The sequence below is a fragment of the Streptomyces galbus genome (assembly GCF_005280195.1).
In the GTDB taxonomy this organism is placed as follows: domain Bacteria; phylum Actinomycetota; class Actinomycetes; order Streptomycetales; family Streptomycetaceae; genus Streptomyces; species Streptomyces galbus.
In genome coordinates this window covers 1-21,716 of the sequence record NZ_SZPR01000003.1, presented here as the reverse complement: position 1 = coordinate 21,716, position 21,716 = coordinate 1, and the positions used below count along the sequence as shown (strand labels likewise).

Genomic DNA, 21,716 nt, shown 5'->3' with positions numbered 1-21,716 from the left:
CCTCCGTCAGTGTCCGGTCGTGGGGGTGTACGTGGCGGACCGCACCGGCATCTCGACGGTCACGGCGCCGGAGCCGGCGAAGTGGAGGGTGACGGACACCTTCCCGCCCTCGCGCGGCCTGCTCTTCAGGTTCTCGAACATCAGGTGGTTCCCGCCGCTCTCGAACACCAGCCGCCCGTGCGCGGGCACCTCGATCCTGTCGACCTCCCGCATGGACCCGCCGACCGTCTCGTGGACGGTGACGTCGCCGGCGGCGTCACTGGTGACCGAGGTCAGCTCGTCCTTGGCGCCGCCCTTGTTGGTGACGGTCAGGAAGCCGGCCGCCATGGAGCCGGAGACCGGCTGGGGCATGTAGGCGGAGCCTATGGACAGCTCGGGCCGGCCGCCGCCGTCGTCGCCGCAGCCGCCGAGGAGCAGCGCCCCGGCCAGCACCGCCACGGGCACGGCGAGGTGCCTCACGGCGAGGTGCCTCACGGCGAGGTGCCTCACGGCTTCTCCCCCTGGATGAGCTTGGGGAGGTCCTTCACGTAGTCGTCCACGGAGGCCTCTTCCGTGAACAGGACGTACCCGCCGTCGGTCTTCGGGGAGAAGGCGACCACCTGGGTGCCGTGCGTGGAGACCGTCTTGCCGTTCTTGTCCTTGTGCGGCGGCTCGATGGTGATGCCGACCGAACGGGCCGCGGTCTGGATGGCCGTGAAGTCGCCGGAGAGCCCGACGACCTGCGGGTCGATGCCCTTGAGCCACGCGCCGAGGGCGGCCGGGGTGTCCCGGGCGGGGTCGGTCGTCACGAACACGACGCGCAGCCGGTCCTGCTCCGCCTGGGGGAGCTGCTTCTTGGCGACGGCGATGTTGTTCATCGTCAGCGGGCAGATGTCGGGGCAGTTGGTGTAGCCGAAGTACAGCAGCGTCGGCCTGCCCTTGGTCTCGGCGCGCAGGTCGTACTTCTTGCCCTGGGTGTCGGTGAGTTTCAGGTCCGGCTTGGTGAACGGCTGGTCGAGCACGATCGCGGACTGCTGGGTGGCGTCGGCGGAGACCTCGGCGACCGGGCTGCTGCCGCCGTCGTCGCTGCCGCAGCCGGAGAGGGTGAGCGTGGCGGCGGCGAGCAGGGCCGCCGCGGCGAACGTCTTCTTGCGCATAGAGAAATGTCCCAGATGTATGGAATCCGGCGCGCACCGGGGCCGGCGGGGCGACCGCCGCCCCCGGTGCGCGGCACGGACGAGCAGGGTCAGGCGTCGGACCGGCGGCGGCCGGCGAACACGCCGTAGGCCACGCCGGCGGCGCCGACGACGATGCCGGCCACGCCGAGGACGCGGGCGGTGGTGTCGCTGCCGCCGTCGTCGTCGGAGTCGGTGTCGGCGGCCTGGGCGCCGGTCTGCGCCGTCTTCGCGTCGTCGGAGTCGTCCGAGGCGCCCTTGGCGCCGCCGCCGTGGTGGTCGTCGGACGCGGCCGACAGCTCCAGCACCGGCGCAGGGTTCTCCGGCTCCTCCTGGCCGTCCTGCTGGACCTCGATCCAGCGCACGACCTCCTTGTTGGAGTACGTCTGGATCGCCTTGAAGACCAGTTCGTCGGCGTCCTCGGGCAGCGGGCCCACGGACAGCGGGAACTTCTGGAAGAAGCCGGGCTCGATGCCCTTGCCGGAGGCGGTCCAGGTGACCTTGGAGACGGCCTCGGAGATCTGCTGTCCATGCACGGTCAGCGGCTTGGCCAGCTTGGCCTTGGTGACCTGGGCGGTCCAGCCGGGGATGGGCTCCGGCATCACGGAGGCCAGCGGGTGGTCGGTCGGGAAGGCCACCTCGAGCTTGGTGGTCGAGGCGTTGTCGCGCTCGTTGGGGACCTTGAAGTCCACGGTCGCGTAGCCGCCCTTGGCGGCGGTGCCCTCGGGGCTCACGCTGACGTGCGCGAACGCGGGGCCGGACAGGACGAGCACGGCCGAACCGGCGACGGCCGCGGCGGCGGCGAGACGGGAAGCCTTCATGGAAGCAAGCACTCCACTCTGAGTGAGATCGGGTGAGGACGTGCGCTCAGGCGCACGCGCGCGTGCCGCACGACGGCGGCCGCGCCTCCCGGTCGTGGAGCGGGGGTGCCGGTCGCGTCGTGTCAGGCAGCGAGAAGCAGAGCGGAGGCGGCCGGCGGGCCGCGACGGATCACCGAGTGCTGGAGCAGCACGCCGTGCGGGACGGGCACGGGCGGGGTGGCGGCGGGGCGGGCCACGCGCGGGCCGGGCGCGCCGGGCAGTCCGGCGAGCAGGGCCCGCACCAGCGCGAGCGCCCCGCGCAGGGACCGTACGAGCGCCCCCTCGGCGACTCCGTGCGCCGACAGGGCGAGCAGGCGCAGCAGCGCGAGGTCGCCGTGGCGCAGCAGCCAGCCGGCGGCCACGGCCGCGAGGACGTGGCCGAGCAGCATCGGCAGCGAGGGCAGCAGGGACGCGGAGGACGCCCCGGCGGTCAGCGCGTCGCCCGAGTGGTCCATCCCGCTCATGCCGCTCATGGCACCGCCGGAGCCGCCGTCGAGGATCCGCGCGTCGGCGAGGATCCGCTGGGCCTGGGCGGGGCTGAGCGGGGCCGCGGCACTGCCGCACAGGATGCGGGCGGCCTGTCGTACGACGGCGTCGTCGGCCGTCGCCGTCACGGCGCGGGTGCCGTGCTGGCCCAGCCCGAACAGGGTGTGCAGCACGGTCTGGCCGAGCGTCAGGACCACCGCGATGCCCGGCAGGGTCCGGGCCCGGCCGGCGAGCGGCGCGACGACCACGAGGACCCCGAGGAATCCGGCGCCGAGCGTCCACAGCGGCACGCTCACGCAGGAGGCCAGGGTGTGTCCGGCGGCGGCCAGCACGACACAGACCGCGGCGAAGACCGCGGCCCGCAGCAGCCGGAGACCGTCTCCTGCACGCGCCGGAGACTGGTGGGGGACACTCATGGCGGGCTCATCATCGCACTGGCCCCACGGCCGCCGTACGCCAGGTCCACAAGATTCCGGTGCACCCGGGTGCGTGCCGGTGTGCACGGGGAAGATCACCTTCTGGTGCCACTGGGGCAAGTGGCCCTACATACACCGGTTGATGCGCGTGGCGCATCCCCCATATGGGCGGCATCACGTCGGATGGGCGGTTACGCAGGGCCACCGGCGGCAATACGTAGGGGTATGTCGAGCCGCGGCCGGGAGGCTGGAGCATGAGCATCTGGTGGTCACTGCATCTGCGGCGCGAAGCCGCGAGCGTGCCGCTCGCCCGGCGCCTCCTGCTCGGCGCGATGGAGACCGCGGGCGTCGACCCGGACGTCTGCTACGACCTGTCCGTCGCCCTGAGTGAGGCCTGCGCCAACGCCGTCGAGCACGGCGGGGCCGACGCGCAGGACGGTGGCGCGGAGTACCGGGTCACCGCGTACCTGGACGGCGAGATGTGCCGGATCGAGGTCACCGACTCGGGCCCCGGCTTCGCCGGCGAGGACGCCACCGTGCGCCCCGCCCGCACCGACGCCGAGCAGGGCCGCGGCCTCTACCTCATCCGGGAGCTCGCCGACCACGTCCGGATCGGCAACCACTCCGGGGTCGGTGGCGCGGTGGTGAGCTTCGACAAGATCCTCAAGTGGCGGGAGAACGCGCCGCTCGTGGCCGTCTGAGGCACCTTCCCTCCGGACGCCCTTCGCGCGCGTCACCCCACCCGCACGTGCTGCCCGGCCTCGGCCGGGAACCGGCCGGCGGCCCGCCGCGCCGCGGGGCCCATCGCGTACGACGCCCCGAGCGTCACCGCGCCCAGCAGCAGCCAGCCCGGCGTGCCCCACTCCACCAGCAGCGAGGTCAGCAGCAGCGGGCCCAGGGTGCGGGCGACGGTGACGCCGGTGCCGAAGAACCCCTGGTACTCGCCCACCCGGTCGGGCGGGGCCAGCTCGAACGACAGCTGCCAGGACCCGGCCGACTGCCCCGTCTCGGCCGCGACCTGGAGCACCGCGCCCAGCACCAGCAGCCCCACCGCCCACGCCGTCCCGTGACCGGCGGACAGCGCGAAGACGGCGCACGCGGCCAGCATCACCCAGCCCGCCCGCCGCACCGCGCGCGTGGCCGGTTCGACGCCGTCCACCCCGCGGGCCGCCCGCACCTGGAACAGCGTCACCGCGGCCGTGTTCAGCACGAACAGCCCCGACACCAGCCAGGCGGGCGCCTCGGTCCGGGTGGTGATCCACAGCGGCAGCACCAGGCTCAGCAGCGGCAGCCGCAGCAGCAGCACGGTGTTGAGGAGCGCCACGCGCGCGTACGGCCGGTCGCGCAGCACCCCCGGCCCCGCCGGCCGACGGCCCGGCACCACGCCGGCCACCGCCCCCGGTGCCGCGGCCGGCAGCGCCGACAGCAGTCCCGCGCACACCAGGAAGCTCACCGCGTCCAGCACGAACACCGCGAGGTACGCCCCGCGCGTCCCGGAGTGCAGCGCGAGCCCGCCGAGCCCCGCGCCGACGGCCAGCCCGGCGTTCAGCGTCGCCTGCAGCCGCGCCAGCAGCCCGGTCCGCTCCCCGGCGGACACCAGCACCGCCAGCAGCGCCTGGCGCGCCGCCGCGAGCCCCGACTGCGCGGCGGCGTACCCGCACGCCACCAGCACGAACGGCAGGAAGCCCCGCACCGCGGTGAAGGACGCCACCGCGAGCGCCGTGCCCAGGGCCAGCAGCACGGCGGTACCGCGTGGGCCGCGCCGGTCGGCGAGCCGCCCCAGGGGCACCCCGGCGAGCGAGCCGACCGCCCAGCCGACGGTCAGCCCGAGGCCCACGCGCGCGGGGGCGAGTCCGACGACCTGGGTGAAGTAGAGGGCGGAGGTCGTGCAGTACGCGCCGTCGCCCACGGAGTTGCTCAACTGGGCGAGCGCGAGCAGGTGCCGGGGTGCGGGGCGCTGCGTCATGCCGGCGACGCTACGGACTCATTGGAGCCATGAGCAGGCCCAATGAAATGCCATGTCGGTGGTCCAATTCCGCGTCCCCGCGCGCCTGCTCACGCATCCCGTCCGAGCACGCCGGCCAGTACCTCCAGCGCCTGTGGGTAGGCGCGCTCCCGGGGCGTGCCGTACCCCACCACGAGGCCCTGCGGCCGCCCGGTCGCCCCCGGGGTGTGCCAGTGGTCCCCGAGGCGTCCGACCGCCAGCCCCGCCGCCTCGGCGCGGGCCACGACGTCCGCCTCGTCGGCGACCTCCACGAGCGCGTGCAGCCCGGCCGCGATCCCGTGCACGCCCCGGCGCCCGCCGAGGCGGTCCACCAGCAGGTCGCGGCGGCGCCGGTAGCGCAGCCGGCTGGCCCGCACGTGCCGGTCGTAGGCGTGGCTGTCGATCAGCTCGGCGAGCGCGAGCTGCCCGATGGTCTCGGTGTGGTGGTCGCTGTGCAGCTTGGCGTCGGCGACCGCGTCGACCAGGTGCGGCGGCAGCACCATCCAGCCCAGCCGCAGCGCGGGCCCGAGCGTCTTGGACGCGGTGCCGAGGTACACGACCTGGCCCGGCGCCATGCCCTGGAGCGCGCCGACGGGCTGGCGGTCGTAGCGGAACTCCCCGTCGTAGTCGTCCTCGACGACCAGGGCGTCCCGGGCGCGGGCCCAGTCGCCGAGCGCCCGCCGCCGCCCGGGGTGCAGCGTCACGCCGGTCGGGTACTGGTGCGCGGGCGTGACCACCACGGCCGCGGCGTCCCCCAACTCCTCGACCAGCAGGCCGCGTTCGTCGACGGGCACGGGCACCACCCGGCCCCCGTTGCGCCGCACCACCTCCCGGTGGAACGGCAGCCCGGGGTCCTCCATGGCGAGGGTGGAGCCGTCCAGCACGCGCGTGAGGAGCGCGAGCCCCTGCACGTACCCGGAGGTGATCACGATGCGCTCCGGCGGCGCGACGACCCCGCGCGCCCGCCCCAGGTAGCCGGACAGCGCGGTCCGCAGCTCGATGCGCCCGCGCGGGTCGCCGTAGTCGTACGCCAGGGAGGGCGCGGAGGCGATGGCGCGCCGCAGCGCCCGCAGCCAGGCGGCGGCCGGGAACGCCCCGACGTCCGGGCTGCCGGGCCGCAGGTCGAAACGGGGCTCGCGCGCGCGGGCGGCGGCCTCGGCCGGCCCGGCCTCCGGGGCGGGCAGCGAGGCGACCCGGGTCCCCGAGCCCTGCCGGGCCGTCAGGAAGCCCTCCGCGACGAGCTGGTCGTACGCCGCCTTGACGGTGTTGCGCGAGACGCCGAGCTCCTCGGCCAGCCGCCGGGTCGCCGGCAGCCGCTCCCCGGGGGCGAGCCGCCCGTCCCGTACCGCCTCGCGCAGGGCGCGCTCGAGCCCGGCGCGCCGGCCCACGGCGGCGATCACGTCCGGCCGCAGCTCCAGATGCAGGTCCACACCGACTCCCTGACGGGGGCACGGGGAGCGCACACGGAGCCCCCCCGACGGCCCCGGACGCAGCGAAAGGCCGGGCACCCGCGCGGTGCCCGGCCGTCTCCTGTCCTACTTCGCTCCCTCAGCCCTGGAGGGAGGCCATCCAGCTCTCGACCTCGTCGGACCGCCGGGGCAGCGCGGCGCTGAGGTTCCGGTTGCCGTCCCGGGTGACCAGGATGTCGTCCTCGATCCGCACGCCGATGCCGCGGTACTCCTCCGGCACGGTCAGGTCGTCGGCCTGGAAGTACAGCCCGGGCTCCACCGTCAGCACCATGCCCGGCTCCAGCACGCCGTCCACGTAGGTCTCGGTGCGCGCGGCGGCGCAGTCGTGCACGTCCATGCCCAGCATGTGGCCCGTGCCGTGCAGCGTCCAGCGCCGCTGCAGCCCGAGTTCCAGCACCCGCTCGACCGGCCCCTCGACGAGCCCCCACTCCACGAGCCGCTCGGTGAGCACCCGCTGGGCGGCGTCGTGGAAGTCCCGGTACTTGGCGCCCGGCTGCACGGCCGCGATCCCGGCCTCCTGGGCGTCGTACACGGCGTCGTAGATCTTCTTCTGGATCTCCGTGAACCGGCCGTCGACCGGCAGCGTCCGCGTGACGTCGGCGGTGTAGTACGTGTGCGTCTCCACGCCCGCGTCCAGCAGGAGCAGGTCGCCGGAGCGCACGGGGCCGTCGTTGCGCACCCAGTGCAGCGTGCAGGCGTGCGGCCCGGCCGCGGCGATGGTGCCGTAGCCGACGTCGTTGCCCTCGACGCGGGCGCGCAGGAAGAACGTGCCCTCGATGTAGCGCTCGGAGGTGGCCCGGGCCTTGTCGAGGACCTTCACGACGTCCTCGAAGCCGCGCACCGTCGAGTCGACGGCCTTCTGCAGCTCGGCGACCTCGAAGTCGTCCTTGACCAGCCGCATCTCGGAGAGGACGACGCGCAGCTCCTCGTCGCGCTCGGCGGTGACCTTGTCGGTCAGGGCCGCCTCGATCCCGGCGTCGTGACCGCGCACGACCCGCACCGGGCCGGTGGCCTCGCGCAGCGCGTCGGCCAGCTCGCGCACGTCGGACGCGGGGATGCCGTACAGCTTCCCGGCCTCGGTCAGGGAGTGCCGGCGGCCGACCCACAGCTCGCCCTGCCCGGACAGCCAGAACTCGCCGTTCTCCCGGTCGGAGCGCGGCAGCAGGTACAGCGTCTCGCGGTGGCCGTCGGCGGTGGGCTCCAGCACCAGGACGCCGTCCTCGGTCTGGTTGCCGGTGAGGTACGCGTACTCGACGGACGCGCGGAACGGGTAGTCCGTGTCGTTGGAGCGGATCTTGAGGTTCCCCGCGGGGATCACCAGGCGCTCGCCCGGGAAGCGGGCGGACAGCGCGGCGCGGCGGGCGGCGGTCTCGGCGGCCTGGGGGACCGGCTCGAGGTCGCGCAGCTCCGTGTCCGCCCAGCCGGACTTCATGTTCTCGGCAAGCTCGTCGGACACGCCCGGGTACAGGCCGTTCTTCCGCTGCTTGATGGGCTCCTCGGCGTCGCCTTCCGGGGTCTCCGGGGTGAGCTCGTCGGCCACGGTCATCCTCCTCGATACGGCACTGGACCTCCTCCATCGTACGGTCGCACGGAAGGGGGCCCAGGGCCGGAGGACCTGTTACACCGGGCCTGACCGGGACCGGGCGGAGGTCTATTCGAAGCGTGCCGCGAGCACCACCACGTCCTCCGCGCCGTCCTGCGCGTCGAGGCCGTCCGGCAGCACCGTGCGCAGCACGTGGTCGGCGACCGCGCCGGGGTCCTGGCGCAGCGCCCGGGGCACCCCGGCGGCGGCCGCGTGCAGCCGCGCGAACGCCCGGTCGGTGGACTCCCCGGTCCGGTGCAGCAGCCCGTCGGTGTAGAGCAGGACCGTCTCCCCGGCCTCCGCCTCCAGCTCCACGCTCGGCGCCTCCCAGCAGGCGAGCATGCCCAGCGGCGCCGACACGGTCGTCTCCACGAACTCGGTGCGCCGCACCCCCGTCAGCAGCGGCGGGCAGTGCCCGGCGCCGGCCAGGGTGATCTTGCGCAGCGCGGGCTCGCAGTAGGCGAACAGGGCGGTGGCCGAGCGGGCGGGCTCGGTCAGGCGCAGCAGCAGCTCCAGGTCGGAGAGCACGGCGACCGGGTCCTCGCCCTCCATCACGGCGTAGGCCCGCAGCGAGGCGCGCAGCCGGCCCATCGCGGCGACGGCGCTGGGCCCCGAGCCGGTGACCGCGCCGACGGAGAGGCCGAGGGCGGCGTCCGGCAGCGGCAGCGCGTCGTACCAGTCGCCGCCGCCGTGCGGACCGGTGCGGTGCCGGACGGCGAGCTGGACGCCGGCCACGCGCGGGAGCCGGGACGGCAGCAGCTCCTCCGCGATCGTCCGCATGCACGCGCGCGTGCGCTCGACCTCGCGCAGCCGGGCCAGGTGCTCGGCGGCGTGGCGGACGTACAGGCCGACGAGGTGGCGGCGGCGCTCGTCCGGCTCGGCGGGCTCGTCGTAGAGCCAGACGGCGGCGCCGAGGCGCCCGGCGGCCTCGCCGGCGAGGGGGAGGGCGTAGCTGGCGGCGTACCCGAGGCGGGCGGCGACCTCGCGGTGGCGGGGATCGAGGCCGTCCTGGGCGAACAGGTCGGGCTCGGCGACGCCGTCCTCGCCGCCGGGCAGTCCCTCGAGGAGGCGGCCGAACGGCAGGGCGCTGCGCGGCACGGTCTCCAGGTGGCCGAGGTCGGCGCGGCCGAGTCCGAGTCCGAGGGTGGTGTCCGGGCCGAGGCCGTCGGCCGGTTCCAGGGCGACCAGGCCGCGCTGGGCGCCCACCAGGGCGGCACCGGCGCGCAGCAGCTCCTGCAGAGCGTCGTCCAGGGAGCCCGTGCGGGCGAGGCGTTCGGTGAGTTCGTGCAGGGTCGTGAGGTCCGAGACCCAGCCGGCGAGGCGGTCCTGGAGGAGGGCTCCCGGGGCGCACGGCGCGGTGGGGGCGGTGGGGGCGGAGGCGACCGGTGGGGCGTCCGGGGCGGCGGGGGCGGGCGCGACAGTGTGTGCCGGTGAGGGAACCGTTGAATCGATTCCGGCCACTTTCGGAGGGTGAGGGGCGTTCATGGCGTCCGGCTCTCGGACCGGCGCGTATTGCTGAGAAGCATCGCAAACCCCCATGTGATTCTGCGCCGCCAGCAGTGTCTCCACATGTACACGCACTCGTGAGGGGATGTCCAGCATTGTCCTGCTGGGATTCCTGGTGTCCGTGGGGAGGCGCGGCACCCCTTGTGGAAAGGCGAAGTTGGCTTGAAACTGACTCGGGTTACCGGTGATTGCGGTCGACTGGACTGGCTCCACGGAGCGTCACAACGGTTGTGATGGGTACCTACTCGGTACGGCCGGGGTGGCGGACAGCCGCCCGGAACCTGGTGCCCGACCCGAGCGTCCTAGCCATCGACGACCGTGCCCCATCCTCCCGTGGCGGAGGCGGAGAGAACCAGCGGCGCGGCAAAACGCCAGACTTCGCCACCCCACGCCACGCCCAGGCATTTGATAGACCGCAGTGTGGGGTTTCCCTTGCCTCAGCAAGGGTGTGATGCGCCAACAGGTACGCCCAGTGAAGTGATCGACACATGGTGTGATGTGGCCCTCGGTGTTGCCAGCGGTGCAACGGAAAGGAACGAGCGCTCATGCGCGAGATCCTCGGAAGGCGACGCAGGCTCCTGTCCCAGCGCAAAGGCTCCCGGCGCGGCGACGGGGGGCCTGAGTTGATCGGCGCGGCCCTGGCCTGTGCGACGGAATGGCAGTGGCCCGTGCTCCCCGGTGTGGCGGCCGACGCGCGCGGCCGCTGCGCCTGCCCGGACCCGGACTGCACCGTGCCCGGAGCACACCCCTTCGACCCCGGCCTCCTCGCGGCCACCACCGACGCCCGCATGGTGCGCTGGTGGTGGACCAACCGGCCGACGGCCCCGATCGTCCTGGCCACCGGGGGCAGCGCCCCGTGCGCGGTCAGCCTCCCCGCCCTCGCGGCCTCCCGCGCGCTCGCCGCGCTCGACCGCCAGGGCATGCGCCTCGGCCCGGTGGTCGCCTCGCCGGCCCGCTGGTCGATCCTCGTCCGGCCCTACGGCCTGGAACAGTTGGGCGAGCTGCTGTACGCCAAGGACTTCGTCCCCGGCTCCCTGCGCTTCCACGGCGAGGGCGGCTACCTCGCGCTCCCGCCGTCCGCCACCGGCCAGGGCGCCGTCCGCTGGGAGCGCGCCCCGCTGCCCGGCTCGTCCGCCCCCTGGGTGCCCGACGTGGAGGCCGTGGTGGACGCGGTCGTCGACGCCCTCACTCGTACGGGTGTGAGCGCCCCCGAGTTGTAGGGGTGTCGGGCGCGCGCGGGGCGGGCGAGCGGTTCCGCCCCGTATGTTCCCGCCCATGAACGTTCGTCTCCTCGCCCTCGGCGCCGCCGCGACCTGCGCGCTCGTCCTTCCCCTGGCCGCGGCGTCCGCCGGACCGGTCGGTGACGGGGACGACGCCGTACGGTCCGTCGCGCGGGCGGTCGTCCACCAGCCGTCGTACGGCGGCGGCGCGGCCGGCCACGGGGCGGCCGGCGGCCGGTCGTACGACGACCGGACGGCCGACGGACGCACGGCCGGCCCTGCCGGGGGCCCGCTCGCGGGGGACGGACGCGCACGGGACGCAGCGGACGGTGACGCGAAGGGACCGGCGGGCGACGCCCCCTCCTCGCGCACGCTCGGACTCGGCCTCGCCACGGCCGCCCGCTGCGGTCCGGAACTCTCCTCCCCGGAGGGCGTCGAGGCGCAGACCTGTGTGCTGACGCAGGGCGACGAGACCTGGGCGCGCACCTACTACCGCAACTCCACCGGCCGCGCCCTGGGCGCCGAGCTGAGCCTGATGGGGCCGGACGGGCGGACGGTGCGGACGCGGTGCGCGGTGAGCGCCGACGACGAGCCCGCGAGCTGCGAGACCCCGCGCGGGCCGGGCGGGGGCGGACCGGAGGGCTACTGGGCGGTCGCGGAGTTCGCCGCGCCGGACCCGGGCACGGACGCCGCCGACGCCCCGCTGCTGCTGCGCTCCGGAAGCAACTCCGAGGCAGACTGGGGCAGTTGACGCCCCGCTCCGTCGTGTACAGCCGGCCTGGCATGAAAAGACCCGGTTGCTGGCGACGGGGGATGCACCAGCAACCGGGCTACTGGAACGGTAACAAGAGATCGGCTCCAAGCAAATTCGATCTGCTGTTTTCATCGGCTTTCCGGACACGCGCCGAGCGGCCTGCTTGGCTTCGACTCCCCTTTTGCGAACGGCAGTTGTGAGCGGAGTCACCTCCTCCGCGGACCCGTCGCCCGCCCGGGCGTGCCGTCCGGCCGCCCGGTCGCGCGTCCGTCGCATGTGCGATTGCGGTCAGCTGAGCGTGACCTGCCGGTTGGTGAGACCGCCGCGCGCCCGGCGCTCCTCGGCGGTCAGCGGCGCGTCGGAGGACAGCGCGGCGGCGAGCCGCTCGGCGAACTCGGCGGCGGGCTTCTCGACGTCGTCCGCGCCGACCCCGGTGGGCAGGTCCCACACGGGAACCGTCAGGCCGTGCGCCCGGAAGGACCCCACCAGACGGGTGCCCTCGCCGAGGCTGGAGCGGCCCGCCGCGTGCAGCCGCGCCAGCGCGTCAAGGAGCTGCTCCTCCGGGTGCGGCATGACCCACCGCAGGTGGTTCTTCTCCGGCGTCTCGCACCAGTACGCGGCGTCCACGCCGGCCAGCTTCACGGTCGGGATCGCGGCGGCGTTGGCCCGCTCCAGGGAGGCGGTCACCTCCGGCGTGGCGTTCTCCGTGTCCGGGATCCAGAACTCGAATCCGCTGTGCACGACCGGCTCGAAAGTGCCCTCCGCGTCCAGCAGGTCCTGCAGCCGCGGGCCGTCGGCGGGCGCGCGGCGCGCCTGCACCGGCGTACCGGGTGGGGCGGTCAGGGCGCGCTGGAGGGTGTCGGCGAGGTCGCGGCTGATGTCGCCGGACGCCGTGTCGTTCTGCAGGCCGAGCAGGACCGAGCCGTCGTCGCGGCGCAGGGCCGGCCAGGCCATCGGCAGCACGGTGGCGAGCGTGACCGAGGGGACGTCCTCGGGCAGCCCGTCCTTCAGGGGCAGTTCCACGGTGGCCGCGGGGACCAGCTCGCGCAGGGCGACCCAGTCGCACTCGCCCGGCAGGCCCTCGAACGGGCGGTGCACCAGCTCGGTCACCGCGTGCGCGGCGGCCCGGCCGTGGCAGGCCTTGTACCGGCGGCCGCTGCCGCAGGGACAGGGCTCACGGGCGCCGACGACCGGGATCTCCCCGTCGGTGAGCTGGGGCCGCGTGGCCCTCGTCTGGGGTCGCTTCTTGGCCATCTGGGTGTCTCCCGGGTACGGCTCGTCTGGTACGGGCGGGAGCCTAGCCGCTCACGGGGGGAAGGACGGGAACCTGTGGACGACGGGCCGCCGGTGGAAGGCTGGTCCACCGGGGGACCCCGCGGGTCGAGCCGGTCGTCAGTCCAGCTCGTCGAACGCGTCCGCGAAGTCCAGTGACGGCAGGGGCGCCGCGATCCGCGAGGCGAAGTCGTCGCGCCGGTGCAGGGCGGCGGGGTCGTGGACGTCGTCGTGCACGACGACCCACACGGTGACCTCGCCCCGTACGTCGTCCCGGACGCCCCAGTCGTCGGCCAGCGCGCGGATGATGTTGAGCCCGCGACCGCCGTGCGCGGTGACGGACGGGGTGGCCGGGGCGGGCCGGGTCGGTCCGCCGCCGTCGGTCACCTCGACGACGAGCCGTCCGGTCGGGTCCACCCGCCAGGCGGCCCGGACGTCGCCGTCCCCGGCCAGGGCGTCGCCCAGGGGCCGGCCGTGCTTGCACGCATTGCTGAGCAGTTCGGACAGGATCAGTACGGCGTCGTCGATGACCGCTTCCGACACTCCGCGCCCGCGTAGCTGGTCACGCATGCGGTGTCGCGCTTCCCCCACGCCCGCAGGGCCATGGGGTACGGCCATGCTCGACGACGTGGGCACCTCCTGTGCCACCACCAACGCCACCCCCGAGACCTCCTTCGCCCCACGCCACGGTGTGGATGCCCCATTGGCCTGAACCGGAAACCGGCCAATCCGCCTCCGGTGACGCATTCGCAGCGATCGAACACGGAGCGAACGCGCCGGTGCACTCCCGTGGGGAGTCCGTGGTCGCGCGCCTGTCCGTGGCCGGATTTCGATGGTGTGGCCGATTCGGAGAATGCTGTAGACCGGCTGTGTGGTCAAGGGGTGAGGGTGGGACTCGGGCACCCTTTTGGGACTTCTGTGACGTGAGAGCCGACAAAGCCCCACAGAACCGCCCCAGGGTGACGGCCCGGTGCCGCGCCCTCGCTCAGCGGCGGCCCAACTGGCGCAGCACCGCGCGCGGGCGGTTGGTGATGATCGCGTCCACGCCGAGCCCGACGCACAGCTCGACGTCCGCGGGCTCGTTCACCGTCCAGACGTGCACGCCGTGGCCCGCCCGCTTCAGCCGCTCCACGTACGCGGGGTGGCTGCGCACGATGCGGATCGACGGGCCCGCGATGCCGACGCCGGCCGGCAGGCGGCCGTCGCGCAGCCGGGGCGAGACGAACTGGGTGAGGTAGACCGTCGGCAGCGTCGGTGCCGCGGTACGCACGCGGTGCAGCGAGCGCGCCGAGAAGCTCATGATCCGCACCGGCGACTCGGCCGGGTCCGGCGGCGCGTCCAGCCCGAACCGCTTCAGCAGGTGCAGCAGCCGCTCCTCGACCTGCCCCGCCCAGCGCGTGGGGTGCTTGGTCTCCACGGCCAGCTCCACGCGCCGCCCCGCGTCGGCCACCAGCTCCAGCAGGCGTTCCAGGGTCAGTACGGAGGTCTGCTCGCGGTCCTCGGGGCGGAACTCCCAATCGGGCTCCTCGTCCCGGCTGCGCAGCGCCTCCCGTGCCTTCCAGGAGCCGAAGTCCAGCGCGGCCAGGTCGGCGAGCTCCAGTGCGGAGACCGCGCCGCGCCCGTTGGAGGTGCGGTTGACGCGGCGGTCGTGCACGCACACGAGGTGGCCGTCAGCGGTGAGCCGCACGTCGCACTCGAGGGCGTCCGCGCCGTCCTCGATCGCCTTCCGGTAGGCGGCCAGGGTGTGTTCGGGTGCCTCCTCGGAGGCTCCCCGGTGGGCGACGACTTGGATCGGGTGCTGTCGTGCGAGGGTCACCGCGTCATGGTGCCACCACGACGGGGCAGCCGTCCTTCGGAGTGGCATCCCGGAACCCGGTCCGGAGGGCCCTTGCGGGAGCCCGGCGGAGCGGCTTTCTGAGAACCGTCTGAGAACAGTCTGAGATGTTCCGGTGAAGCGGCCGGATTACCCCTAATGTCGGATATAAGGACTGGCTTCACCCCCATAGCCACCGCTTATGGTGCTCTGACGGCCCGTGGGAAAAGCTGACCGTACAACCACACCTGCACAGCTGCCGCGCACCGGGCCGACGAGACAGCGTCAACAGGCGTCACCCAGTGCGACCCCAGTGCGACCGACGACAACAGCCGTGGACCGAGGAGAAGAGCTGTGAGCACCGAGAACGAGGGCACCGCGGTACCCCCCGCCCCGTCCGCACCTCCCGTGCCGGTGGCATCTCCCGAGGCTTCCCGGCCGCACACCACGGGCGACGCGGGCGCCCCGACGACTCCCCTGCCCCCGACGCCGTCCGCCCCTCCGTCCGGGACGCCGGAGGCGCCGGGCCCCAACGACGCCGCACCGGCGGGCGCGGCCGAGGCGGGCTGGCCCCCGCCGGCTCCGTCCGCCCCGCCGCAGGACCCCTACGCGGCAGCGCCCCGGGCGCCGCACCCCGGCGGCCCGGCGGCGGGCGGCAGCCCCGACGGCACCGGCGCCTGGCCTCCCCCGCCGCCCGCCACCCCGTCGTACGCGGACCCGTCGTACACCGACCCGTCCTACGCGGGTGCGGCCGCGGGCGCCGGCGGGGCGGGAGCGGGCTCCGGCTGGGGCGCCACGTACGCCCAGCACCCGGCGCCGAAGGCGGGCCGGGGCAGGGGCGGTCTGGTCGCGGCGGTCCTGGTGGCCGCGCTGGCCGCGGGCGGCCTGGGCGGCGGCCTCGGCTACACCCTGGCCAAGAACGACGACACCGGCGGTTCCACGACGGTCTCCGCGTCCGACAGCGGTGGCTCGGTCAAGCGCGACCCGGGCACGGTGGCGGGTGTCGCCGCCAAGGCGCTGCCGAGCACCGTGACGATCGAGGCGGAGTCGACGAACGGCGAGGGCGGCACCGGCACCGGGTTCGTGTTCGACACGCAGGGCCACATCGTCACCAACAACCACGTGGTGGCCGACGCGGTGGACGGCGGCAAGCTCACGGCGACCTTCCCCGACGGCAAGAAGTACAACGCCGAGGTGGTCGGCCACGCACAGGGCTACGACGTGGCGGTCATCAAGCTGAAGAGCGCCCCCTCGGACCTGAAGCCGCTGACGCTCGGCAACTCGGACAAGGTGGCCGTGGGCGACTCCACGATCGCCATCGGCGCGCCCTTCGGCCTGTCCAACACCGTGACCACGGGCATCATCAGCGCCAAGAACCGCCCGGTCGCGTCGAGCGACGGCACCGGCAGCAACGCCTCCTACATGAGCGCGCTGCAGACCGACGCGTCGATCAACCCGGGCAACTCCGGTGGCCCGCTGCTGGACGCCCAGGGCAACGTCATCGGCATCAACTCCGCGATCCAGTCGGCGAGCAGCGGCGGCCTGGGCAGCACCGGCCAGGCCGGCTCGATCGGCCTGGGCTTCGCCATCCCGATCAACCAGGCGAAGTACGTCGCCCAACAGCTGATCAAGACCGGCAAGCCGGTGTACGCCAAGATCGGCGCCTCCGTCTCGCTGGAGGAGAGCGCGGGCGGGGCGAAGATCACCGACCAGGGCTCGGGCGGTTCCGAGCCGGTGGAGGCGGGCGGTCCCGCGGCCAAGGCCGGCCTCAAGCCCGGCGACGTCATCACCAAGCTCGACGACCGGGTGATCGACAGCGGCCCGACCCTGATCGGCGAGATCTGGACCCACAAGCCCGGCGACAAGGTGACGATCACCTACGAGCGCGGCGGCAAGACCCGCACCGTCGACCTCACCCTCGGCTCCCGCACCGGAGACAGCTGACCGACCGCCATGAGTGAGGCGGTCTGCCGGAAGTGTGGCTTCCGGCAGACCGCCTCTGCTCGTTGCGAGCCGTCGGATCAGAGGAGCGCACCGTCGGTGATCTGAGTGGCCATGCCGTTCTTGACCACGACTTCGGCCTCCACGCCCTTCTTGGCGGCCTTCTCCAGGTCGGCCTCCTCGCAGGGGGCGTCCACCTTCGAGCCGGCGGTGCCGCAGATCTGGCCCCCACCCAGGATCACGGTGTCCTCGGCGAGGAAGAACGCCTGCTGCTCACCGCCGGAGCCCTTGGCCGCAGGACCGTCGACCAGGTACTTGCCGGGTGCCACGTACCGCACGATGCCGTACCAGGTGCCGCTGACGCCCTTGCCCTTGTCGAGGCCCTCCACGACGGTCTCGCCGGAACCCGATGTGCTCCCGGAACCGGACGTGCTGCCACGGCCGGACACCTTCCCGGAACCGGACGTGCCACCGCCGGACGTGTTCCCGGAAGCAGAGGGGGACACGGAGGCACCGCTGACACCTGTGGCACCAGACGTGCTCGGCGCTGCAGACGTGTCGGCCTTGCCGGAGGAGCTGTCGGCCTCGTCGCTCTGGTTGCACGCCGTCATCAGCAGGGTGCCGCCCAGGAGCGCGGCGGAGACAAGGAAGGCCTTGCGGCGGTTACAGATCATGTGTCAGTTCCCCTGCGTGATCTCATGGTTGGGGCTGAGGCGTGGACGGCCCTCGGCGCGTTCTGATCACAATGAGGGGCCCAGGATCCGAGCGGTTGCCCCGGTCCTTGATCCAGGACGACACGGTGACGACCCTGTGACACGGCCAATCAAAATCCCACGAAACGGGCTTTACCGGCCGCCGCGACTTCCGTGGTGTCGGCGTGAGCCGGAACGAGCGACGTCCGTGGGACGAGTCAGACCTGGTGGACCAGGTGTGGACCACTGCCCCCGCCCGCGGCCCCCTCCCGGTACGCTGTACCCGCTCCGTCCCAGGTGGGCGCGGGCTGGGTGGGTTGCCCGAGCGGCCTAAGGGAACGGTCTTGAAAACCGTCGTGGCAGCGATGTCACCGTGGGTTCAAATCCCACACCCACCGCAGGCGAACGGTCCCTGACCAGGTATGAAGGTCGGGGGCCGTCGCCATGTCCGGTGCCCGCCTCGTACCGCTGTTCCCCCTGGTTTCCCGGCCGGACGGGCACGGAAGGGGCACGGGTGGGGCACGCCGTGAAAGGAGCTCCGGCGTCGTCTACCGGTTGATCGGGATCTCGTAGACGATCTCGCAGTGAGCGGCCGGCACGACGATGTCGGCTGTCTCGACCGGCCGCCCGTCGTCGCTGTAGTACGTCCGCCGGATGTGCGTGACGAGTGCGGCCTTCTGGATGCCGAGGAGTGACGCTTCCTCGGCGGTTGCCTGCCGTGGCTCGGGCTGCTCCACGGCGTGGCTGACGGTGACGCCGATGACGGCCATGCGGTTCACGACTCCCGCCCCGGCGTGCGGTCCTCCCTCGGGGAGGACGACGAGGGTGCCGGCTGTGAGGTCGTACGGCTCCCAACTCGTCGACAGCTGCACGGGCCTGCCGTCGGCGAGGAACTCGTACGTCGTCCGGACGCACAGGTCCCCTTCGGCGATGCCGAGCCGCCCTGCGATGTCGGCGGGCGCCGGCACCTTGGCATCGGTCCGGCTCTCCCAGTCCCCTTGCCTGCCGACGGCCTTCATGTCCGCCCGGAACGGCGATCCGGCGGGCTGCTCACGCGCCGAGGACCGGACGATCCGCACTCGCTGCCGAGGCTCGGCGACGTAGGTCCCCGATCCGGCCCGTCCTTCCAGTACGCCCTGGGAAATCAGCAACTCCTGAGCCCGCCGCACCACGTTCTCGCCCACGCTGAAGTCCTGGCCGATCTGGGCGCGTGAGGGCAGGCGGTCGCCCGGCTCCCACTCGTGCTCCGCGATCCGCCGCCGGAGTTCGTCGGCGATGCGGAGATAGGGCGGCTGCTCAGGCATGTGGAAAATCTAGTCCACTAGCCCTAATCTAGTTAACTAGCTTCACTGAAAGTGATCGCCGGTGACGGAGGCTGCCCTGTGCCTGCTTCAGGTGTGAGTGCGGAGGCCATCGCAGCACGGTTATCGGCCGCCGGGCTCGCCGCGCACGTGGAAGAGCACGCCCGGCACACGTCGGTCGAGGCGGAAGTATCGGAATCGCTCACCACAGAGTCATGGCGGGAGGTCCTGGAAGCGGTGGCCGAAGCGGACCGCTTCGGACTTCACGTCACCAGCCTGAACGGCCGCACCCTTTGGGCGGTCGTACGCAAAACGGTCCCCTCGACGGGCGATGTCGGGGGACCGGGCCATCAGCGATAGGAGCTGATCAGCGTGCTCAACCGTATCCGCCGAGCCTTCACGCTCACCAGAGGGCGGCACGTCTCCAGGGGTAGGCACCGCCGCGCCGTCGTGCCTCCTCGGTCGCCGGTCACCCCGGCTTCCCGTGCGTCCGCTGACGCGCCGACGGTCGCTCTACGGCGACCTTTTGACGGCGGGGGTCACCGCTACGGCCTCGCCGGAGAGGACAACGCGCTCATCCGCCCGTACATGTTGGCCGGGGAGAGGCGTACGCGACGGCACCCGGCGGTGGTCGTCGCTCCCTACCTGCCGGCCAATGCGAGGTCGCTTCTTCTGGGGGTGCGCTGATGTCCCGACCTCGATGTACTCCGGGTGTAGCGCCCTACCGATCGACTGCCTGCCGGATCGGTACGCACCGAGAGTGTGCGGTGTCGCCTCCGGCCCTGGCACCGGTCGACATCCCGGTGATCTACGAAGCTTGCGACTGCTCTTGTCACTCCCTGCCTGCCGAAGCCCAGCCGGCGGGGGCAGGGCGGTGAACGGCCAGACGTCCGATGCCGAGGTCACCGAGAGGCAGACGCCAGGATGAGGGTGCAGGACGAACTGAGGCTCCTCCCTTGGACGGGTCCAGAAGGTAAGCCGTGCTACCTGAGCACCGATGACCACGACGGCTACGTGGCCCGCCTGGCGGATCACATCGAGGCTATGCAACTCGGGGCGGCGACCAAACTGCGAGAGGACGCACTTGAAGTGCTGGAGGACCGAGATCTCGACGACGAGGACATAGCTCTCCTCGCCGCTCGGTTGGCTGGTGCCCTGGGGGACGTACTGCGCGTAGCGAACAGCCGCGGCCACCGCCTGGCCAAACTTGAGTCTGGCTGAGGGACAACGAGAACCGGGCAGCGGTCGAGACACCGCATCACCAACGGGAGGCAGCCGGCCTATGTACCGGCTGCCTCCCGCCGTAACGGCCTTCTGATCCGTAGGCGGGTGTCCCACCTTCGGTGGCAGTTCGCATCCTCGGACCTGGTGATGCATCAGCAGATGGCGCATGAGGAGCGGTAGTCGTACGCCTCCGTTGATGTCAGCTATTGATGTAATACAGCGAGCTTCCCACTACTGTTGCTCCCCCCCCGGACCGCCACGGCATGGGAAGCCAGCTAAACCCTGGCGTACCCTGTCTTCAGCGAGCGCGGCGCCTAGGAGCACAGGAATCCGCCATATATGGATCAGCGATAGACAACGACGTCACCATCTACTTTCCGCAAATTATATTCGAGATTATCCATCTCTTTTCGCAGATGCGCCAAATACTTGAGGCTTAAACCACCTGGCTCATTGGCGCTATCTACTTTGAGTCGCAGCGCGTCATCTTCACCCAGACCCTTGATTACAGTTTTGAGCTGCAATCCCGCACTGCGGCCAGTTCTCAAGGTAAACACGAGAGTGCACTCGTCTTCAGCCACCGAGTAATCCCACACGTACTCCCGGAGGTACGCAGGGCGATCTTTACCCGACAGGCTTTCGACCGCGATTTCAACGAGCAGCTCCAAATCGAGGCGAGCCGTATCAGCCCTCAGCCGCGGAGTGTTCACGAAATGCCCCTTCCAAGCGGTTCTGTTAACACCCGAGTGCCAAAACCACCTCGGCAGCCGAAAAGTGAAGTCGGCTCGACCTCAACCCCTTACGTGAAGCACCTCGCAACTAGTCGCTGCCTTTACTTTTGCCGCAATTCGCACACACAGTCGTACTGTGATTAACCTGCCCACAACTGCAGGTCCACACCCTGAGTGTCCCCTGATCCTTTAGCATTTGATCTCCCAGTGTTAGCGTTTCGATTTCGACCTTAGCTGGCTGAAATTCGTACAGCAATCGAACATCCAGAAACCGGGGTGAAGATTTTAACGTCAGAAAGGTGCGCATTTCTGATCTGAACAGACCGATTTCGCACGAATCTGTCGTTGCACCCAAGGGTTGCGGGCAAGAAATCAGTCACCCTGCGACGCATAGGCAGGGCGCTCGAGCCAGTTCGGGCCGTCCTATCTGCCATCGCCCAGCCGATCGAGCGGCACTCGATCGCCGCGGAGTCGCCGCGACCCCGCCGTGCCACCGGCCGCATCCCCGAAGCAGCGAAGTCGACCCGTCCCCGCCGCACAGCCGATCAACTGCTCGTCGAGGCTCGTACGGTGACCGCCGATTGGACGGACGCGCAAGTGACCGCCGAGGGCATCCGCGGCACGCTGCGTACGTCCCCTACGAACGCGCCGGACGGTGCGCGATACGCTGCTCACTGAGCGAGCCGCCTGATCACTGCCTCGCTGGCATACCGCCGGTCCGCCGCTCACCACACCCGGTCGAAGTGCCGGCGCGAAGCGGGATACGTCCTTCGCAACGGGCTCGGAGTGCGGTATGCCTGCACTCTTCCCCACATCAACCCGGAGAGTCCGCCATGGAACGGCTCCTCGCGCACCGTTCACTGACGGTCGTCCAGCTCCCCGACGGCACGCACGTCTACGCCGACCCCTCCGCCTTGCCCTTCCAGCAGCCGAACGGGCCACAGATCGCGCACATTCACCAGGCACCGCCGAACCGCACCGCGCAGCGCACGCACTCGGGTCAGGTGGCTCGGCGATGCCGCCGAGGAGTCAGAAGATTAGGAGGAGTCGAGCAGCGACGACTGAGCGCCGTCTGCGGCCGCTGTTTGCACTCGGCAGGACTCGAACCTGCAACCTTCTGATCCGTAGCTCTACAGAGAACGGTCGAGGACGGTCATACCGGTTGCTCGGGAGTTTCTGAGGGAGGCTGATGGGCGGGGGCGGTTGCTCGGGTTGCTGTATCCGGTTGCTGAATAGCTGCCGCGGCCTCACGAGCGCGGGCGAGGCTGTCGCGAGCGGTGAGAGTGTCAGGGTGGTCGGGACCCAGGACCC

General features: G+C 72.1%; 21 protein-coding genes and 1 tRNA gene. 8 read left to right on the top strand and 14 right to left on the bottom strand.

Annotated features, from left to right (window positions below; all coding sequences use genetic code 11):
• Positions 1 to 6: 6 nt before the first annotated feature.
• The 4 genes from E4U92_RS01535 to E4U92_RS01520 all read right to left on the bottom strand — a co-directional run bounded on the left by E4U92_RS01535 (position 7) and on the right by E4U92_RS01520 (position 2,916).
• Positions 7 to 489: a copper chaperone PCu(A)C gene (locus tag E4U92_RS01535; protein ID WP_373311542.1), complete on the bottom strand. Its 483-nt coding sequence runs from the start codon at positions 487 to 489 to the stop codon at positions 7 to 9.
• Positions 486 to 1,136: an SCO family protein gene (locus tag E4U92_RS01530; RefSeq protein WP_137298403.1), complete on the bottom strand. Its 651-nt coding sequence runs from the start codon at positions 1,134 to 1,136 to the stop codon at positions 486 to 488. The genes E4U92_RS01535 and E4U92_RS01530 overlap by 4 nt, the downstream gene beginning before the upstream one ends.
• 89 nt (positions 1,137 to 1,225) lie before the next feature.
• On the bottom strand, positions 1,226 to 1,975 hold the full coding sequence (locus E4U92_RS01525) for a YcnI family copper-binding membrane protein (RefSeq protein ID WP_137298402.1): 750 nt from the start codon (positions 1,973 to 1,975) through the stop codon (positions 1,226 to 1,228).
• 122 nt (positions 1,976 to 2,097) lie between these two features.
• A complete protein-coding gene (locus E4U92_RS01520; RefSeq protein ID WP_137298401.1) occupies positions 2,098 to 2,916 on the bottom strand; it encodes a hypothetical protein in 819 nt (272 codons plus the stop codon).
• A gap of 254 nt (positions 2,917 to 3,170) precedes the next feature.
• Here E4U92_RS01520 and E4U92_RS01515 point away from each other — a divergent pair, with 254 nt between their 5' ends.
• A complete protein-coding gene (locus E4U92_RS01515; protein WP_137298400.1) occupies positions 3,171 to 3,617 on the top strand; it encodes an ATP-binding protein in 447 nt (148 codons plus the stop codon).
• A 32-nt stretch (positions 3,618 to 3,649) separates the two neighbouring features.
• Here the strand turns inward: E4U92_RS01515 and E4U92_RS01510 are convergent, their stop codons facing one another.
• From E4U92_RS01510 to E4U92_RS01495, 4 genes are all read right to left on the bottom strand, one after another.
• The gene (locus E4U92_RS01510; protein ID WP_137298399.1) at positions 3,650 to 4,882 is read right to left on the bottom strand and encodes an MFS transporter; all 1,233 of its coding nucleotides are present in this window, start codon (positions 4,880 to 4,882) and stop codon (positions 3,650 to 3,652) included.
• 89 nt (positions 4,883 to 4,971) lie between these two features.
• The gene (pdxR, locus tag E4U92_RS01505) at positions 4,972 to 6,330 is read right to left on the bottom strand and encodes a MocR-like pyridoxine biosynthesis transcription factor PdxR (RefSeq protein ID WP_174863637.1); all 1,359 of its coding nucleotides are present in this window, start codon (positions 6,328 to 6,330) and stop codon (positions 4,972 to 4,974) included.
• Positions 6,331 to 6,448: 118 nt separating this feature from the next.
• Positions 6,449 to 7,915 (bottom strand): aminopeptidase P family protein, encoded by a 1,467-nt coding sequence (locus E4U92_RS01500; protein ID WP_137298397.1) that lies wholly within the window; start codon positions 7,913 to 7,915, stop codon positions 6,449 to 6,451.
• A 105-nt stretch (positions 7,916 to 8,020) separates the two neighbouring features.
• Entirely contained in the window at positions 8,021 to 9,553 is a 1,533-nt protein-coding gene (locus tag E4U92_RS01495; protein ID WP_137298396.1) for a PP2C family protein-serine/threonine phosphatase, read from the bottom strand.
• Between the two features lie 449 nt (positions 9,554 to 10,002).
• On the opposite strand from E4U92_RS01495, the gene E4U92_RS01490 reads away from it, so the two are divergent.
• Positions 10,003 to 10,677 carry a bifunctional DNA primase/polymerase gene (locus E4U92_RS01490; protein WP_137298395.1) on the top strand — a complete coding sequence of 225 codons (675 nt, stop codon included), beginning with the start codon at positions 10,003 to 10,005 and terminating at the stop codon, positions 10,675 to 10,677.
• A gap of 55 nt (positions 10,678 to 10,732) precedes the next feature.
• Positions 10,733 to 11,428: a hypothetical protein gene (locus E4U92_RS01485; RefSeq protein WP_174863635.1), complete on the top strand. Its 696-nt coding sequence runs from the start codon at positions 10,733 to 10,735 to the stop codon at positions 11,426 to 11,428.
• A 291-nt stretch (positions 11,429 to 11,719) separates the two neighbouring features.
• Here E4U92_RS01485 and E4U92_RS01480 read toward each other — a convergent pair whose 3' ends face one another.
• The 3 genes from E4U92_RS01480 to E4U92_RS01470 form a co-directional block, all read right to left on the bottom strand.
• Positions 11,720 to 12,685 (bottom strand): DUF5926 family protein, encoded by a 966-nt coding sequence (locus E4U92_RS01480; protein ID WP_137298393.1) that lies wholly within the window; start codon positions 12,683 to 12,685, stop codon positions 11,720 to 11,722.
• Between the two features lie 138 nt (positions 12,686 to 12,823).
• Positions 12,824 to 13,450: an ATP-binding protein gene (locus tag E4U92_RS01475; protein ID WP_137298599.1), complete on the bottom strand. Its 627-nt coding sequence runs from the start codon at positions 13,448 to 13,450 to the stop codon at positions 12,824 to 12,826.
• Between the two features lie 238 nt (positions 13,451 to 13,688).
• Complete coding sequence (locus E4U92_RS01470; protein WP_137298392.1) at positions 13,689 to 14,519, bottom strand: glycerophosphodiester phosphodiesterase; 831 nt, start codon at positions 14,517 to 14,519, stop codon at positions 13,689 to 13,691.
• Positions 14,520 to 14,870: 351 nt separating this feature from the next.
• Here E4U92_RS01470 and E4U92_RS01465 point away from each other — a divergent pair, with 351 nt between their 5' ends.
• Positions 14,871 to 16,460, top strand: a complete 1,590-nt coding sequence (locus tag E4U92_RS01465; protein ID WP_137298391.1) for a S1C family serine protease — start codon at positions 14,871 to 14,873, stop codon at positions 16,458 to 16,460.
• Between the two features lie 77 nt (positions 16,461 to 16,537).
• Here E4U92_RS01465 and E4U92_RS01460 read toward each other — a convergent pair whose 3' ends face one another.
• Entirely contained in the window at positions 16,538 to 17,131 is a 594-nt protein-coding gene (locus E4U92_RS01460) for a hypothetical protein (RefSeq protein ID WP_137298390.1), read from the bottom strand.
• Between the two features lie 329 nt (positions 17,132 to 17,460).
• Here E4U92_RS01460 and E4U92_RS01455 point away from each other — a divergent pair.
• A tRNA-Ser gene (locus E4U92_RS01455) sits at positions 17,461 to 17,547 on the top strand.
• Between the two features lie 150 nt (positions 17,548 to 17,697).
• Here E4U92_RS01455 and E4U92_RS01450 read toward each other — a convergent pair.
• Positions 17,698 to 18,453, bottom strand: a complete 756-nt coding sequence (locus E4U92_RS01450) for a GntR family transcriptional regulator (RefSeq protein ID WP_137298389.1) — start codon at positions 18,451 to 18,453, stop codon at positions 17,698 to 17,700.
• A gap of 78 nt (positions 18,454 to 18,531) precedes the next feature.
• Between E4U92_RS01450 and E4U92_RS36435 the strand changes: the two genes are divergently transcribed.
• Both E4U92_RS36435 and E4U92_RS01430 read left to right on the top strand, forming a co-directional pair.
• Positions 18,532 to 18,810 carry a hypothetical protein gene (locus tag E4U92_RS36435; protein WP_137298598.1) on the top strand — a complete coding sequence of 93 codons (279 nt, stop codon included), beginning with the start codon at positions 18,532 to 18,534 and terminating at the stop codon, positions 18,808 to 18,810.
• A gap of 564 nt (positions 18,811 to 19,374) precedes the next feature.
• On the top strand, positions 19,375 to 19,671 hold the full coding sequence (locus E4U92_RS01430; RefSeq protein ID WP_137298386.1) for a hypothetical protein: 297 nt from the start codon (positions 19,375 to 19,377) through the stop codon (positions 19,669 to 19,671).
• Between the two features lie 347 nt (positions 19,672 to 20,018).
• Here E4U92_RS01430 and E4U92_RS01425 read toward each other — a convergent pair whose 3' ends face one another.
• The gene (locus tag E4U92_RS01425) at positions 20,019 to 20,384 is read right to left on the bottom strand and encodes a hypothetical protein (protein ID WP_137298385.1); all 366 of its coding nucleotides are present in this window, start codon (positions 20,382 to 20,384) and stop codon (positions 20,019 to 20,021) included.
• Positions 20,385 to 21,238: 854 nt separating this feature from the next.
• On the opposite strand from E4U92_RS01425, the gene E4U92_RS37115 reads away from it, so the two are divergent.
• Positions 21,239 to 21,526: a DUF6251 family protein gene (locus E4U92_RS37115; RefSeq protein WP_137298384.1), complete on the top strand. Its 288-nt coding sequence runs from the start codon at positions 21,239 to 21,241 to the stop codon at positions 21,524 to 21,526.
• Positions 21,527 to 21,716 lie beyond the last annotated feature (190 nt).